Raw genomic sequence first — 14,825 nt, forward strand, 5'->3', positions numbered from 1 at the left:
GTGCCCGGGGGCGGTGGCTGCCGGGGCAGAGCACCCCGGCAGCCGTAGGGTCACGCGGCGGGAGCGAGTTCGGTGATGGGCGATTGCGGGCGGGCCTCGGTGACGGAGACTGGCGCCAGGTCCGTGCTGGCGAAGTAGAACACCGGCGCGAAGACGGCAGGGGCGAACCACGCTTGCTCGACGAGTTCGGTCACGACACCCTCATAGAGGCGGGTGGCTTCGTCCGCGGGTGCGACGAGCGCCTCGCCCATCGTCTTCTCGATCACCTCGCTGGTCGAGCCCAGCGGATTGAAGATGGCCTTCGGCCCGAACAGCCCGTCGTACTCCATGGGAAGCGGCTGCGACCCGTAGCCGATCACGGCGGCGGGGAAGGTTCCGCCCGTCATGCCTTCGAAATAGTCGGCGCTCGGTCGGGAGTCGAGTTCGATCGTGATTCCCACCTTCGCCAGTTGCTCGACGAGCACCTGCGACAGAGTGGCGGCTGTCGCCGAGGTGCTTGCGACGACCTTCAGCGAGAACCCGTTGGAATACCCGGCCTCGGCGAGCAGCGATTTCGCCTTGTCCGGATCGTAGGCGTACGTCCCCTTCAGCGCCTTCACGTATCCGGCCTCACTCGGCACGACGGTCTGCTCGGTCGCGAAGCCGTAGTCGCCGAGCAGCGCCGTCGCGATGCTCTCGCGGTCGAGGGCGTAGTTGATCGCTTGTCGCACGCGGACGTCCTTCAGCGGGCTGCCGAGCGTGCCGTCACGATCGAGAAGGCTCAGCCCGTAGACGATGGTCGGCGCATAGAGCACCTGCATGCCGGCGGAACCCGCGGCGTCGGCCGTGCTGAGATCGCCGGCGACGTAGTCGACCTCGCCGGTCTTCAGCGCGTTGAGGCGCTGCTCGGGATTCGCGATGACCGTGATGACGATCTCGTCCCAATGCTGGGCATCGGGGTTCCAGTAGTCGTCGCGCGCCTTGTAGACGTAGGTGGAGCCGGCGACCGTGCGGTCGGCGTCGAGTTCGTACGGGCCGGCGCCGACCGTCTTCGTCGCCAGGGCCTTGGGGTCGTCCTCGATAGCCTTCGGCGAGACCACCATTCCCGCCACCCACCTCTGCGTGAGCGCCTGCGGGGCGAGGGGGTGCGGCGTGGTCCAGGTGATGCGCACCGTGTCGTCGTCGACCTTCTCGTAGGTACCGCCGTTCACCAGGCTCGCGACGTTGCTCTTTCCGCCGTCGAGGTGCTTCAGGTTCGTGACGAGCGCGTCGGCATCGAGTTCGGCACCATCGGAGAACGTCACGTCGTCGCGCACCGTGATCTCGAACACCTTGTTCTCGTCATCGGTGAATCCCCACTCGGTCGCGAGCGCCGGGACGAGGGATCCGTTGGCGTCGACGCCGATCAGGGCGTCGTAGGCGGGCTGGGCGAACGGGCTCGTGGACTGCTCCATGTCGGCGGGATCGAGGCTCGCCGGCGCCTTGTCGAGCGCGACGTTCAGGGTGCCGCCCCGTCCGCCGGCGGTCGGGCCGTCCGACGTGTTCGATGACGCGCAGCTCGTGGCGCCGAGCGCGATGGCCAGCGCAGCGGTGATGGACAAGAGTCGAGCGCTCAGGCTTCTGCTGTACATAAGACCTCCTTGTCTAACGGGCGGGCTTCTCCGGCCGGCGCCTGTCGTGCCTGTCATTAGACACCGGGGCCATCATCGTGTAAAGCATTCTATGTAAACCGTTTTACAGCCGCGGCTCACGGCGCCGAGCGCGCAGCAACGGCACGGGGTCGCGTCGTGCGGTGCATCGCGATGCGCTTCGACGCGTACCTGCGGCGTCGCGCGGGCACCACTTCTCGCGCGCGATCTGAGTGCCTCCGAAGCGTGCGAACGACCGTGGGACGAGACGCGCGCGCGGATGCCCGGAAGAGTTTTCTCCGCTGCGACTAGCCGTTTCGCGCTGTGGGTAGGAGGTATGCGCACCGTTTCTAGTGTGCATAACAAGTTTTTCTTGGACTCGGTGTCCGAACCCGAGCAAGGTGGGTGTCAGGACGACGTGATGACCTCCATCACGGCGAAGCCGAAGGAGCAAGACATGAGCATCCTGACTGTGAACCCGAACCTGGGTGGCGAGTTCGGTCCGCTGAACGACACCGATCTGTACGTGAACCCCAACTACGGCGGTGCGCTGGCCCCCGCCACCGCGACCGGCCCGGTCGTGAACGCCAACTACGGTGGTGCGCTCCGCGTCCGCCCGGTCTTCACTGCCGACCGCACCGCGGAACTGCCCGAGTTCGCCGCTGTCGCGCCGGCCGCCTGGGAAGCCGTCGCGGCGTGAGCCGACATCGGCCGGCGCGAGCCGCCGGCATCTCTCCCACGGGGCCCCGTTGCATCAAAGACGCAACGGGGCCTCGGTGCGTCAGGGGGCGGCCAGGTCGGACCGCATGTCGTTGAGGGTCATGCCGGGCACGAACATGCCGGCGAAGGTGCGCGCGGTCGCGGGGGACTCCAGCGAGAGCAGCACGTCCACGTTCCAGGCGAGGTCGACGTCGTCCAGCGGCCGGTGCGCCAGGTCCGTCGCCTGGAGTTTCCCTCCGACCGCGACGGGGACGACGGCGACCGCGAGCCCCTTGCGGATCACGTCGAACAGGGTCGGCAGGTCGTTCAGCGACAGCGCCGTGCGGGGCGTGAGCAGGGCGTCGGCGAAAGCCTGGTCGACGATCTGGCGGGCGCTCCAGCCGGGGCCGAGGTTGGCCAGCGGATAGGCGGCCACCTGCCGAAGTGTGACCGTGTCGCTCGCGGCGAGGGGGTGGTCGGGGGCCATGACGGCCTCGAACCCGTCGACCGACAGCGGGATCCGCTCCAGTCCGGTGAGGCTCACCCGCGGGGTCTCCCCCAGGACGACGACATCGAGGTCGCCGCGGGAGAGTGCCCCCGCGAGGACCTCCGCCCCGGCCTGCAGGGTTTCGAGCGTCACCGTGGGCAGCAGATCGTGGAAGGTCGCGAGCAGATCCGCCAGGTCCACGAGATCGCCCAGGCAGCGTTCGGCGCCGATCCGGAGCCGTCCGCCGGGGTTGCCCACGGTCTCCTGCACCTCCCGGCGCACGGCGGCGACATCCTCGAGCATCCGGCGTGCGTGCGGCAGGAAGACGAGCCCGGCGGGGGTGAGCGTCACGCCGCGGGGAGTGCGGTGGAAGAGCTGGGCGTGCAGTTCGCGCTCCAGCGAGCGAATGGACGCCGATAGGCCGGGCTGGCTCACGTGCGACAGTTCGGCTGCACGGGTGAAGTTCTGTTGTTCGGCGACGGCCACGAAGAACTCGATCTGGCGCATGTCCATGAGGGTCCTCCTCCCGACGGGAACGCCATTGCCTCCGTCGGCTAGAAGATACCTCCCGCCGCGCGCCCGTGTGTCCGGTGCGGGGGAAATCGTGGCCGGACCGGTATCAGCCGGGGTGCCCATGGCCGGATCACCCCCAGTCAGGGGCACAAACAGACGACATGGGCGGCGCTCGGCAGCGGTGCCGTGCGGGGGATAATGGCAGTCGCGCCGGGGGGCGCGGCCGGTGGGATCCATCGGGACCGACGTTCGAACGGAGAAAGCACGATGAGTTTCTGGGATAACTTGTGGCTTCTGATCTGGGCGTTCCTGTTCGTGTGCTATCTGATCGTTCTCTTCCAGGTGGTCGTCGACATCTTCCGCGATTCCAAGATGAGCGGGTTGGCCAAGGCGATCTGGCTGATCGTGCTGTTCATCTTCCCGATGCTCGGTGCGCTGGTGTACGTCATCGCGCGTGGGCGTGGCATGAACGAGCGCCAGGCCGCCGCTGCGAACCAGTCGCAGGCCGCGACGGAGCAGTACATCCGTTCGGTGGCGGGTGCGACCGATCCGGCGGCCCAGATCTCGAACGCGAAGTCGCTGCTGGACGCCGGTGCGATCACTCCGGCCGAGTTCGAGCAGCTCAAGGCGAAGGTCCTCGCCGCGAAGTGAACCGGCGCGGTTCGTGAACGCCGGCCCCGAGGTGCGTCCGGCGGTGGGCTCTGAGCCCGTCCGCCGTCGTTCCCGGGGCGTCCTTGCCGTCGTCCTGATCGTGCTCGGCTCGCTGCTGGTGCCCGTGGCCGTCGTCGCGGGCTGGGCCCGCAGTTCCCTGCTCGACACCGATGCGTTCGTCGCGCGGGCGGCACCGCTCATCGACGACGTGCGTGTCCAGAATCTCGTGACCGATGCCGTGGCCGAGGCGATCGAGGCGCGCGTCACGGTCGGTCCCCTCGCCGGCAGGGCGCTGCGGGCCGCGACTGCCGACGTGGTCGCGTCGGACGCCTTCGCGACGGCCTGGCGCGAGAGCCTGCGGGTTTCGCACGGCCAGCTCGTCTCGGCGCTGGACGGCGACCCCGCCGCGACTCTCGCCATCAGCCGCGACGGGCTGGGCCTGCAACTCGGGCCGCTCGTCGAACGGGTGAAGGCCGGACTCGTCGACCGCGGGTACCGGTTCGCGACGCTGATCCCGACCGTCGACAAGACGGTCGTGCTGATCCGCGGCGACTCGCTGGTGAGCGTTCAGACGGTCTATCGGGTCGTCCGCTTCGCCGGGGACTGGCTGGGGCTCGTCTGCCTCGCGCTGCTGACCGCGGGAGTCCTGGCGAGCGTCCGCCGGACGCGAGCCATGGGCTGGACGGCCGTGGGCCTTGGGTTCGGGGCGACGGTTGTGTTCGTCATGCTCGCCGTCGTTCGTATGGTGGCGCCCGCGTCCGTACCCGTCGACCTGTTGTCGCCGGATGTCGTCCTGCTGGTGATCGACACGCTCACCGCCGGGCTGGGGGACGCGGCCTTCGGCGTCCTCGCGCTCGCGTTCGTCGCAGGCGTGGGCGTGTGGTCCGTCAGGCCGGCGCTCACGGCCTAGGTCGGGGCTTGTGTGGAGGGTTGTTGTTGGTAGTCCAACATCAACTCTCCGTGGAAGGGGGTCGGGGCTGGCCGGGTATCGATGTTACGGTGTCGTGACGATTCTCTTGAGGTCTTTTCGGTGTCCTGACAGGGGGAGGACAGTTCGGAGTGTCTCGCCCCTTCACCCTCTGGAGTCGCAATGAAGCAAGGGTTTGGCCGGTCTGGTCTTTCGACTTCTCGCGCGTGTGGCCTGTTGTGTGGGGTGCTGGTGGCGTCGTCGTTGGGTGTTGGCGTGGTTCGGTCCGCCGCGGTGCCGGTGTTGCCGGAGGAGCGCCGGGGTCGTCGGACACAGTGAAGTACAAGTGGTCGGTGAACGGGGACACTCTGGGGAGCGAGACCTTGACGGGGTCGACGGTGACCAAACAGATCACGTTGTTGTCGTCAGGCCCGAACGTGTTGCGGGTGTGGGGTTATGGCGGGATCGGAAACCAGTCCAGCCCGAACGAGCTCTTCCTGCAGACCTCCGGTGGCATCACACCTGTGCGGTGGTCCTTGGACGAGGCGACGTCCCCGTCCGGGTTCGACACGCAGTGCACCGCGACCGGCTCCGGTCCGGCGTCCTCGGCCTTCTCCTGGGCTTCGCCGGCACCCGTGCCATTCAGGGGACCTATCGGGGGCAGTCGGTCACGCACTACCTCGATGAGGCAACGGGTTTGAACGTCATCTCGCGCAACGGTGAGTTCGTCAGCGGCTGGGGGCTGAGTCCCGATCAGCTTGCCAACGTGCTCCGGAACGGGAGCCTCGGCGGTGGCTGACGAGATCTCGATCGCCTTGTCTCGCGAGCAGGCACTGGTGTTGTTCGAGTGGCTGGCCCGGACGGGCTCCGCCGACCAGCCTGCTGCATTCGCTGACCAGGCTGAGCAGCGGGTTCTCTGGGACCTGGAGTCCGCGCTGGAATCGGTGCTCACCGAACCGTTGCGGGAGGACTACGGCGAGCTTGTGGCCGCTGCGAGGGAGCGACTTCGCGACGCGGAGTGAGTGTTACCCGGCCGTGTAGAGTGCTTGGCGGATGCGGGTGTTGGCGAGTAGCCCGTCGAGGATGTGGAGCAGTGCGGCGCGGTCGGCGTCGCTGAGTTGGTCGAGGTCGCCAAGACGCTGACCGAGCGCATCGTTGCCCTGACGGAACGGGCGGCGCACGGCGTTGTCGACGAGGAGATAGTCGACGGAGACGTCGAAGAGTTCGGCGAACTTCACTATGGCTTCGACGCTGGGGGTCAACGTGAGGTGATCGGGATGGAGATGACTTACGACTACCTGAACACGGCTGAGCTCCGAGGCGCCACGCAAGCCGACTACCTGATTGCCTTCGACGCGGCGCTGCGCGTCGTCATTGGCGACGAGACCGTCTACGCCGAACCAGGCTTTCCTGTTGTCGAGCTCGCTCGGAGCTTGAGAATCTGGCTTGGGAACCCGGGCCGAGGTGACTTCGAGTTCGATTCGATGTCGTTTGAGGAGGTTGGATCGGCCGCGTTTCGCCAGACCACTGCGGGATGGACGTTCGCTTCCGTCTTCCAAACAGGCGCTTCGACGGCTCCTGTCGATTGGGCCGACGTCGAGCAATGTTGCCGTCGCCTGGTCTCCCGGGTCGAAGCTGATCTCACGGCGTTAGGCCTCGATCCCGACGAGGTGCTCAAGCGGTGAAGCGCCTCCTCGTTGTCCTTATGGCGACCCTCGCGGCCTGGCTCGGTGTCTTCAAGAACTCGCAAGGCCGACTGCCTGAGACCCCCGGCGTCGCGTACCGCGAGTGGGACGTGAATCCCTACACCAAGGGCGTCAACCGAGGGACGGAACGAATCGTCACCGGCAGCGACGGCTCGGCCTACTGGACGGGCGATCATTACGACACGTTCCTGATGTTCCGGGGGCCGACCGGATGACGGACTCCTTGGCGCTGATGAAGGTCGAGGCCGAGTTTCGGCCGCTGCTGTTTGAGGGTGACGCCCAAGCGGTTGGTTCCGCAGTGTCCGGCTGGGTCGAGTCCGGCCTGGCGGCCCGTGTTGTCCGCGGCTGCAAGATGCGCACGCTCAGCGGGCTCTTCGATGAGTTCGCGGCCGCGCTCCAGTTCCCGCTCTACTTCGGGGAGAACCAGGATGCGTTCAATGAGTGCATCGCCGAACTGGAGACCCTGCCCGCTGGTGAGGGTTACGTCGTGACCATCACCGATCCGGACCAGGTCCTCGCGGATGCAGGATCCGAGGCGCTCGGTTGGCTTGCTCGGTCGCTGGAATCTGCGGCCGAGGAATGGAGTCAGCCCGTCGAGCTTGGCGAATGGTGGGACCGTCCAGCGGTTCCTTTCCATGTCGTGCTCGCGGGAGAGCACGGCGCGATCGAGTTAGCTGCCCGTCGATGGTCGGGAGTGGGGTCTGAGCCGCAGCCCTTCGGACAGGGACTGCTGCAGGAGTAGGTGACATCTGCGTTGGCCTGCCCGAGGGAATCCGCCTCGTGGCCGTTCTCCCGGCTCGGCGCTTTCGCGGTTACCCGACGACCGGACCGGCCAACCAGGCTCCGGATCGGGTCCGGCGCCTGGCTGGCACCTGATCTACCGGTCCAGTAGGGCGCGTGCCCTGCGCTTCAGTTCCTGCCGGTCGACCTTCTCGTTGGGGAGGAGGGGGAGGGTGTCGAGGACGATGATGTCCTTGGGCACCTTGTAGTTGGCAAGGCCGGTCCGGGCGTGGTCGCGCAGGTGGTCCGGGTCGACGCTGGCACCCGCGACGGGCTCGACGAAGCAGACGCCGACCTCCTGCCAGCGCGGGTCGGGGCGGGAGACGACGACGGCGGAGCGGACGTGCGGGTGGCTCTCGATGACGAGTTCGACCTCGCGAGGGTACACGTTGTACCCGCCCGACTTGAACATCTCCGAGATCCGGCCGACGAGTCGCAGGTTCCCGTCCTCGGTGAACACCCCGATGTCGCCGGTCCGCAGGGCGCCGTCCTCGGTGAAGAGGGCCGCGGTCGCGTCCTCACGGTTCCAATAGCCCGCGGCCACGGTCGGATGCCGCAGCGTCACCTCGCCCTCGACGCCCGGGTCGGTGACCCAGGTGCCATCGGGCGCCCGGAGGCGGACGTCGAGCTCGGGATCGGGACGGCCGACCGTCGTCGCGAGCGTCTCCAGATCGGCGTCCGCGTCGGAATAGGTGACCGAGACGGTCGCCTCGCTGCTGCCGTAGGTCGTGGACAGCGCGAAGCCGGCCTCGGCGAGCGTCCTGACCGTGGCGAGCGGCAGCGGCGCCCCGCCCCACCCGATGACCTCGAGGTCGGGCAGCACCGTGCGATCGATCAGCCCGGCAAGGCGGATCAGGATCACGGGGCCGGTGAAGACGACCGAGATGCGCTCGGCGCGCAGGTCGTCGAGGAAGGTGTCGGGATCGGAACGGTCCCGGAAGGCGGTGTACCCGCCGTTGACGAGCGCGACGCCGGCGATGTCGCCGACGCCGCCGACATGGTTGAGCGGGGCGGCGCCCAGATAGCGCGGCGCGGGCGGCACCCGGAACTCCCTGGCCTCCACGATGCCGAGCCGCACCAGGCCCGAATGCCGCAGCAGCGCGCCCTTCGGCGTGCCGGTGGTTCCCGACGTGTACACGATGAGGGCCGGCTGATCGGCGGTGACGGCCGCGACGGCCCGGCCGACCTCACCGGCGTCGGCCTCGGCTCCGGCGGCGAGGAACTCCTCCCACGGCAGGTAGCCGCTCGCCTCGCCCGGCCCGAGGACGACGCGCACCGGCCGGTCCGCCCACAGCCCCGTCGCGTCGAGCGCCGCGTCGATATCCGGCGGGAACGCGCGTCCCTCGAAGTCGCTGATCGAGGCGATGAGCGACGGACGGGCGTCCGCCAGCAGGACGCCGATCTCACGCACGGTATAGCGCGGATTGATCCCCACCCAGATCGCTCCGAGGCGGGCCGTGGCGAGGAAGGACACGAACGCCTCCACGCGGGGGACGGACAGCACGGCCACCCGGGCCCCCGGACGCACTCCGGCCCGCCACAGCGCGGCGGCCACCCGATCGACCTCGGCGGCGGCCTCGGCGTACGCCCAGGTCCGCCCGTGGCCCGAGAAGGCCGGGGCGTCGGGCGTCCGTGCCGCCCAGTACGCCGGATAGTCACTGATCCGGGGCAGCGTCGGCACCTCGGGGGGCAGCGGGCGCGTCGCCATCGCCGTGCGCGTCACGACCGCACCCCCACGCTGCCGCCGGCACCGAGCGCGATCCGCGCGTCGGACAGGTCGATGATCCCCGCGAGCAGAGCCCGCGGGGCGGATTCCGCCGGGGACGGCGGGAGCGGGGCGAGGCGCGACCGGGAACGGTCGCGCGTGGCCGTGGAGGACATCGGAGAGAACCTTTCGAGTGGAGGACAAAGGGTGGACGCGGCCGCGTCCGAAGCGTTCGACGGCGACGTCCGACGACGCGAGGAAACCCGTTCAAGCAGGCAACGAATAGCGCGGAATGTGGCGCTGGCAACGTTCTTCGGAATGCGCAGCATGGGAAATTCGGTGCGTGTGAATCCGTGTTTCGCGATCGAGGATCGACCGGCCTTCTGGACGGCCCCGGAGGGGATCGTCCCGGCCCGTCGTCTCCTGCAGGCCACGACAGCCGAACTCCGGACGTCTTTCAGCGAAGGAGGATCACAAGGTGTCGACCCGCACGACTCGCCGCCGGCACCCTCGTCCGAGGGTCGCGAAACAGCCGATAAGAACCGGGTGGCGTCAGGGCATCAACAGGAGCAACAGACGACGCCGCACATTCGAGCGCGCGGGCAGGAGGAGGTCAGGGCGTGCGATGCAGCGACGCGCATGGGCCTTCCTTTCGAATCGTCTTGCTGCGTCACGCTAGCACAGGGGATCCGCCGCAATGGCCGAAATGGACGTCGCTTGACAGGATTCCGGCGGGGTTCCTAGCATGCTTCCATGACCTTCCGCCTGGCGTGTTGTCCGTGTGCGCTGACGCTTGACCGCGTCTGTGTGCGCTGACTCGACGCCTGGCTCCTTCCGGCCCGACCTCTCGGACGCCTCACCTCACGACAGCCTCCGCCCGTAGCGGCGTGACCCTGTCGCCGCGTCCACGGCAGGCAGCCTTCCTCCTCTGAGCGCACACGGCCCGGCGGGCCGGCGGCCCACACCGCCCCCGTCGGCCCACGCGGCCACGCGCACCGACACCGGCCCTCCGGCCCCGCCTGCGCCGAGCCCACCTGTCCACAAGCCTTCGAAGGAACTCCCCATGACGTATGCCGATCACGTGGTCGATCTCGTCGGCGACACCCCGCTCGTACGCCTGAGCCGGGTGACCGAGGGCCTGCAGGCCACGATCCTGGCCAAACTCGAGTACCTCAACCCCGGCGGCTCGGTGAAGGACCGCATCGCGACGCGGATCATCGACGCCGCCGAACGCGACGGGCTGCTGCGCCCGGGCGGCACGATCGTCGAGCCGACATCCGGCAACACCGGCGTCGGGCTGGCGTTGGTCGCGCAGCGCCGCGGCTACCGCTGCATCTTCGTCCTTCCCGACAAGGTCGGTGCCGACAAGCGGGCCGTGCTCACCGCCTACGGCGCCGAGGTGATCGTGACGCCGACCGCCGTCCCGCCCAACCATCCCGACTCCTACTACTCGGTGTCCGACCGCCTCGTGCGGGAGACCCCCGGCGCCTTCAAACCCGACCAGTACTCCAACCCCAACGGGCCGCTCAGCCACTACGAGACGACCGGCCCCGAGATCTGGCGGGACACCGACGGCACCGTCACCCACGTCGTCGCCGGGGCGGGCACCGGCGGGACGATCTCGGGCGTCGGGCGCTACCTCAAGGAGGCCTCCGACGGCCGGGTGAGGATCGTCGCGGCCGACCCCGAGGGCAGCGTCTACTCCGGCGGCACCGGCCGCCCGTACCTTGTCGAGGGTGTGGGCGAGGACTTCTGGCCCAGCGCGTACGACCCGAGCGTCGTCGACGAGGTCATCCCCGTCAGCGACGCCGAGTCGTTCGACCTCACCCGCCGCCTGGCCCGCGAGGAAGGCCTGCTCGTCGGCGGCTCCAGCGGGATGGCGGTCGCCGCGGCCCTGGCCGCGGCCCGTGACCTGCCGCCCGAGGCGGTGGTCGTCGTGATCCTCCCCGACGGCGGACGCGGCTACCTCGGCAAGATCTTCAACGACGCGTGGATGCGCTCCTACGGGTTCCTCTCCGAGCCCAGCGACGCGACGGTCCGCGACGTCGTCCTCGCCAAGCGCGGCGCGCTGCCCGCCCTCGTCCACGCCCACCCGACCGACACGATCTCGGACGCGATCGACATGATGGCCGAATTCGGCGTCTCCCAGCTCCCGGTGCTCTCGGCCGAGCCGCCCGTCGTGATGGGCGAGGTCGTCGGCTCCGTCTCGGAGCGCTCGCTGCTGGACAGCGTGTTCGCCGGGCGCGTGCGGCTCAGCGATCCCGTCTCGGCCGCGACCGACGATCACCTTCCGATCATCGGCTCGGGCGACACGATCGGCACGCTGCGCAGCGCCCTGTCGACGGCCGACGCCCTGCTGGTGAGCCAGGGCGGCAAACCCCTGGCGGTGGTGACCAGGCACGACCTGCTCTCCTACCTCGGCCACTGACCACCCCACCCACCGACGAAAGGGACGACTCGATGACCACGGCTTCCACCCAGGGATTCGCCACCACCGCCATCCATGCAGGGCAGGACCACGACCCGACCACCGGCGCCGTGATCCCCCCGGTCCACTTCTCCACGACCTATCAGCAGGACGGCATCGCGAACCTTCGCAACGGGTGGGAGTACGGGCGCAGCGGCAATCCGACGCGAACCGCGCTCGAGATCCAGCTCGCCGCGCTGGAGGGCGGCACGAGCGCTCTGTCCTTCGCCTCGGGGCTGGCCGCGGAGGACGCGCTGCTGCGGGTGGTCGGACGTCCCGGCGGCCACGCCGTCGTCGGACACGACCTGTACGGCGGCACCTACCGGCTCATCTCGCGGCTGTGGGGACCGTGGGGTCTCGACCACACCGTGGCCGACGCCACCGACCCGGACGCCGTGCGTGCCGCGATCCGCGACGAGACGAGCCTGATCTGGGTCGAGACGCCCTCCAATCCCCTCCTGTCCGTCGTCGACATCGCCGCCCTCGCGGACATCGCCCACGACGCGGGCGCGCTGCTGGTCGTCGACAACACCTTCGCCTCGCCCGCCCTGCAACGCCCCCTCGGCCTCGGCGCCGACGTCGTCGTGCACTCCGTCACGAAGTACCTGGGCGGGCACTCCGACGTCCTCGGCGGGGCGCTGGTGTTCGCCGACCCCGAGCTCGACGAGCGGGTCCGCTTCATCCAGTTCGCCGCCGGCGGTGTCTCCGGCCCGCTCGACGCCTGGCTCGCGACGCGCGGGATCAAGACCCTGGACGTCCGAATGCGCAGGCACAGCGAGAACGCCCAGCAGGTCGCCGAACACCTCCAGGCCGCCGACGCCGTGTCGCGCGTGTACTACCCGGGCCTGCCCGACCACCCCGGCCATGCCCTCGCGGCGCGGCAGATGAGCGGCTTCGGCGGCATGCTCTCGGTGTCCTTCGAAGGCGGCGAGCCCGCCGCGCGCCGGTTCAGCGAGTCGCTGCGGCTCTTCACCCTCGCCGAATCCCTGGGCGGCGTCGAATCCCTGGTGAACTACCCATGGGACATGACCCACGCCTCCGTGCGCGGAACCGCGCTGGAGGTGCCGAAGAACCTCGTACGAGTCTCGGTGGGGCTCGAATCGGTGACGGACCTGATCGCCGACATCGATCAGGCACTGACCGTGGTGCGATCATGACGGCCCGGCGGATCCGGCCCCGACGGCCGTCCCCCGCTCTCCGATCGTGGCCGTCCTCCGGCTCCGCACGCGACCTCCTCTTCGAGCGCCCGCACATGCGCCGCCACGTCGGTCGTGCATGCCCGCGATGTTGCGGAGCACAGCGCTAGGCGCTGCCGAACCCTGCTTTCCGCCGCCTGAGAAAAACCCGGTGGTTCTGCTCAAAGACCCGGTGGTTGAGCTTGTCGAAGCCACCAACGTCCTTTCGGCAGGCTCAAGGACCCGGTGGTTCTGCTCAAAGGCCCGGTGGTTGAGCTTGTCGAAGCCACCAACGTCCTTTCGGCAGGCTCAAAGACCCGGTGGTTCTGCTCAAGGGCCCGGTGGTTGAGCTTGTCGAAGCCACCAACGTCCTTTCGGCAGGCTCAAAGACCCGGTGGTTCTGCTCAAGGGCCCGGTGGTTCTGCTCAAGGACCCGGTGGTTGAGCTTGTCGAAACCAGTGGCAGAGGCCTCGACGGGCTCGACCGCCGCGACTCTGAAGGCTCCCAAACCGCTGACACCGTTCGGGTGTCCGGTGTACCCGGATCGTCCACAACCGAGGAAATCGCCGTCATGAACATCACCACGTCGGTGGCCCCCGCGCCGCCGGCCGGCCCGCACCATCTCGCCCGAGAGGCGCTGCTGTCCGTCACCGGGCTCACCGTGACCTTCGAACCCCGCCGCCACGGGCGGATCGATGCCCCCGTGGAGGCCGTCAAGGGGATCGACTTCGAGGTCCACGACGGGCAGACGCTGGCCGTCGTCGGGGAGTCCGGCTCGGGCAAGAGCGCGTCCCTCCTCGGTCTCGTCGGGCTCCTGCCCGGGAACGCGCGGGTCGCCGGCGACGTCCGGTTCGCAGGCAGGGATCTGCTGGGGCTCAGCGAATCCGAGCTGCGTGCCGTGCGCGGCAAAGACATCGGGTTCGTGTTCCAGGACCCGAGCAGCAGCCTGCATCCGCAGAAGACGATCGGGGCACAGCTCGACGAGATCCTGCTGCTGCATTCCGGCCTGGCCCGCCGAGCCCGCCGCGCGCGGGTCACCGGGCTGCTGGAGCGGGTCGGGATCGCCGAGCCGCAGCACGCCTACTCCGCCTACCCGTTCGAGTACTCCGGCGGCATGAAGCAGCGCGCGATGATCGCGATGGCCATCGCCAACCGGCCGCGGCTCATCATCGCCGACGAGCCGACCACCGCCCTGGACGCGACCGTGCAGGCGTCCATCGTGGAACTGCTCGGCGACCTGCAGCGCGAGGACGACACGGCGATCGTCTTCGTCAACCACGACCTCGCGGTGGTCCACCAGATCGCCGACGCGGTCATCGTGATGCAGCACGGGCTGATCGTGGAGAACGGCCCGCGACAGGACGTGTACGGCACGCCCGGCCACCCCTACACCCGCCGGCTGCTGGCGGCGTCGGCCCTGCACACCGCCGACGCGCCCGTCGCGGAGCGTCCTTTCGACAGGCTCAAGGACCCGGCGGTTGAGCTTGTCGAAACCACTCGACGTCCTTTCGACAGGCTCAAGGACCCGGTGGACGGGCTCACGGGCCCGGCGGACGGGCTCGGGGATCCGGTGGTTGAGCTTGTCGAAACCACTCGACGTCCTTTCGACGGGCTCAAGGACCCGGTGGACGGGCTTGAGGGCCCGGTGGACGGGCTCAAGGATCCGGTGGTTGAGCTTGTCGAAGCCACTCGACGTCCTTTCGACAGGCTCAAGGACCCGGCGGACGGGCTCAAGGACCCGGTGGACGGGCTCAAGGATCCGGTGGTTGAGCTTGTCGAAACCGCTCGACGTCCTTTCGACAGGCTCAAGGACCCGGTGGACGGGCTCGGGGACCCGGTGGACGGGCTCGGGGATCCGGTGGTTGAGCTTGTCGAAGCCACTCGACGTCCTTTCGGCAGGCTCAAGGACCCGGTGGACGGGCTCGAGGATCCGGTGGTTGAGCTTGTCGAAGCCACTCGGCGTCCTTTCGACAGGCTCAAGGATCCGGTGGTTGAGCTTGTCGAAGCCACTCGGCGTCCTTTCGACAGGCTCAAGGATCCGGTGGTTGAGCTTGTCGAAGCCACTCGACGTCCTTTCGACGGGCTCAAGGACCCGGTGGACGGGCTCGGGGACCCGGTGGACGGGCTC

At 68.9% G+C, this 14,825-nt stretch carries 16 protein-coding genes; 11 read left to right on the plus strand and 5 right to left on the minus strand.

What is annotated here, in order from left to right; all coding sequences use genetic code 11:
• Positions 1-50: 50 nt before the first annotated feature.
• Positions 51-1,610, minus strand: coding sequence for an ABC transporter substrate-binding protein (locus G555_RS19555; protein WP_036922482.1), 1,560 nt, complete (start codon positions 1,608-1,610; stop codon positions 51-53).
• A gap of 454 nt (positions 1,611-2,064) precedes the next feature.
• Here G555_RS19555 and G555_RS0111460 point away from each other — a divergent pair, with 454 nt between their 5' ends.
• The gene (locus G555_RS0111460) at positions 2,065-2,307 is read left to right on the plus strand and encodes a hypothetical protein (protein ID WP_156887529.1); all 243 of its coding nucleotides are present in this window, start codon (positions 2,065-2,067) and stop codon (positions 2,305-2,307) included.
• Between the two features lie 81 nt (positions 2,308-2,388).
• Here G555_RS0111460 and G555_RS19560 read toward each other — a convergent pair whose 3' ends face one another.
• Entirely contained in the window at positions 2,389-3,306 is a 918-nt protein-coding gene (locus G555_RS19560; RefSeq protein WP_051208903.1) for a LysR family transcriptional regulator, read from the minus strand.
• 267 nt (positions 3,307-3,573) lie between these two features.
• On the opposite strand from G555_RS19560, the gene G555_RS0111470 reads away from it, so the two are divergent.
• The 4 genes from G555_RS0111470 to G555_RS0111485 all read left to right on the plus strand — a co-directional run bounded on the left by G555_RS0111470 (position 3,574) and on the right by G555_RS0111485 (position 5,886).
• Positions 3,574-3,957 (plus strand): SHOCT domain-containing protein, encoded by a 384-nt coding sequence (locus G555_RS0111470; RefSeq protein ID WP_028708977.1) that lies wholly within the window; start codon positions 3,574-3,576, stop codon positions 3,955-3,957.
• A gap of 43 nt (positions 3,958-4,000) precedes the next feature.
• The gene (locus tag G555_RS19565; RefSeq protein WP_156887530.1) at positions 4,001-4,867 is read left to right on the plus strand and encodes a hypothetical protein; all 867 of its coding nucleotides are present in this window, start codon (positions 4,001-4,003) and stop codon (positions 4,865-4,867) included.
• A gap of 526 nt (positions 4,868-5,393) precedes the next feature.
• Entirely contained in the window at positions 5,394-5,663 is a 270-nt protein-coding gene (locus G555_RS0111480) for a colicin D domain-containing protein (RefSeq protein ID WP_211223238.1), read from the plus strand.
• Positions 5,656-5,886 carry a hypothetical protein gene (locus tag G555_RS0111485; RefSeq protein WP_028708979.1) on the plus strand — a complete coding sequence of 77 codons (231 nt, stop codon included), beginning with the start codon at positions 5,656-5,658 and terminating at the stop codon, positions 5,884-5,886. Before G555_RS0111480 ends, G555_RS0111485 begins: the two co-directional genes overlap by 8 nt.
• A gap of 3 nt (positions 5,887-5,889) precedes the next feature.
• Here the strand turns inward: G555_RS0111485 and G555_RS0111490 are convergent, their stop codons facing one another.
• Positions 5,890-6,102, minus strand: coding sequence for a hypothetical protein (locus G555_RS0111490; RefSeq protein WP_028708980.1), 213 nt, complete (start codon positions 6,100-6,102; stop codon positions 5,890-5,892).
• A gap of 39 nt (positions 6,103-6,141) precedes the next feature.
• Between G555_RS0111490 and G555_RS19570 the strand changes: the two genes are divergently transcribed.
• The 3 genes from G555_RS19570 to G555_RS21315 are packed head-to-tail and all read left to right on the plus strand — an operon-like array spanning position 6,142 to position 7,312.
• Positions 6,142-6,549: a DUF7878 domain-containing protein gene (locus G555_RS19570; RefSeq protein WP_051208907.1), complete on the plus strand. Its 408-nt coding sequence runs from the start codon at positions 6,142-6,144 to the stop codon at positions 6,547-6,549.
• Entirely contained in the window at positions 6,546-6,785 is a 240-nt protein-coding gene (locus G555_RS0111500) for a ribonuclease domain-containing protein (RefSeq protein ID WP_245581263.1), read from the plus strand. Before G555_RS19570 ends, G555_RS0111500 begins: the two co-directional genes overlap by 4 nt.
• A gap of 17 nt (positions 6,786-6,802) precedes the next feature.
• Positions 6,803-7,312: a barstar family protein gene (locus G555_RS21315; protein WP_245581276.1), complete on the plus strand. Its 510-nt coding sequence runs from the start codon at positions 6,803-6,805 to the stop codon at positions 7,310-7,312.
• Between the two features lie 135 nt (positions 7,313-7,447).
• Here G555_RS21315 and G555_RS0111510 read toward each other — a convergent pair whose 3' ends face one another.
• Positions 7,448-9,073 carry a class I adenylate-forming enzyme family protein gene (locus G555_RS0111510; RefSeq protein WP_028708983.1) on the minus strand — a complete coding sequence of 542 codons (1,626 nt, stop codon included), beginning with the start codon at positions 9,071-9,073 and terminating at the stop codon, positions 7,448-7,450.
• Positions 9,070-9,231, minus strand: coding sequence for a hypothetical protein (locus tag G555_RS22315; protein ID WP_156887531.1), 162 nt, complete (start codon positions 9,229-9,231; stop codon positions 9,070-9,072). Before G555_RS22315 ends, G555_RS0111510 begins: the two co-directional genes overlap by 4 nt.
• An 887-nt stretch (positions 9,232-10,118) precedes the next feature.
• On the opposite strand from G555_RS22315, the gene G555_RS0111520 reads away from it, so the two are divergent.
• The 3 genes from G555_RS0111520 to G555_RS23410 all read left to right on the plus strand — a co-directional run.
• Positions 10,119-11,483 carry a cystathionine beta-synthase gene (locus G555_RS0111520; RefSeq protein WP_028708984.1) on the plus strand — a complete coding sequence of 455 codons (1,365 nt, stop codon included), beginning with the start codon at positions 10,119-10,121 and terminating at the stop codon, positions 11,481-11,483.
• Positions 11,484-11,515: 32 nt separating this feature from the next.
• The gene (locus G555_RS0111525) at positions 11,516-12,679 is read left to right on the plus strand and encodes a cystathionine gamma-synthase (protein ID WP_028708985.1); all 1,164 of its coding nucleotides are present in this window, start codon (positions 11,516-11,518) and stop codon (positions 12,677-12,679) included.
• A 412-nt stretch (positions 12,680-13,091) separates the two neighbouring features.
• The coding region (locus G555_RS23410; RefSeq protein WP_211223240.1) for an ATP-binding cassette domain-containing protein at positions 13,092-14,825 on the plus strand (1,734 nt) is incomplete at its 3' end.

This window comes from Propionicicella superfundia DSM 22317 (assembly GCF_000423465.1).
GTDB lineage: Bacteria > Actinomycetota > Actinomycetes > Propionibacteriales > Propionibacteriaceae > Propionicicella > Propionicicella superfundia.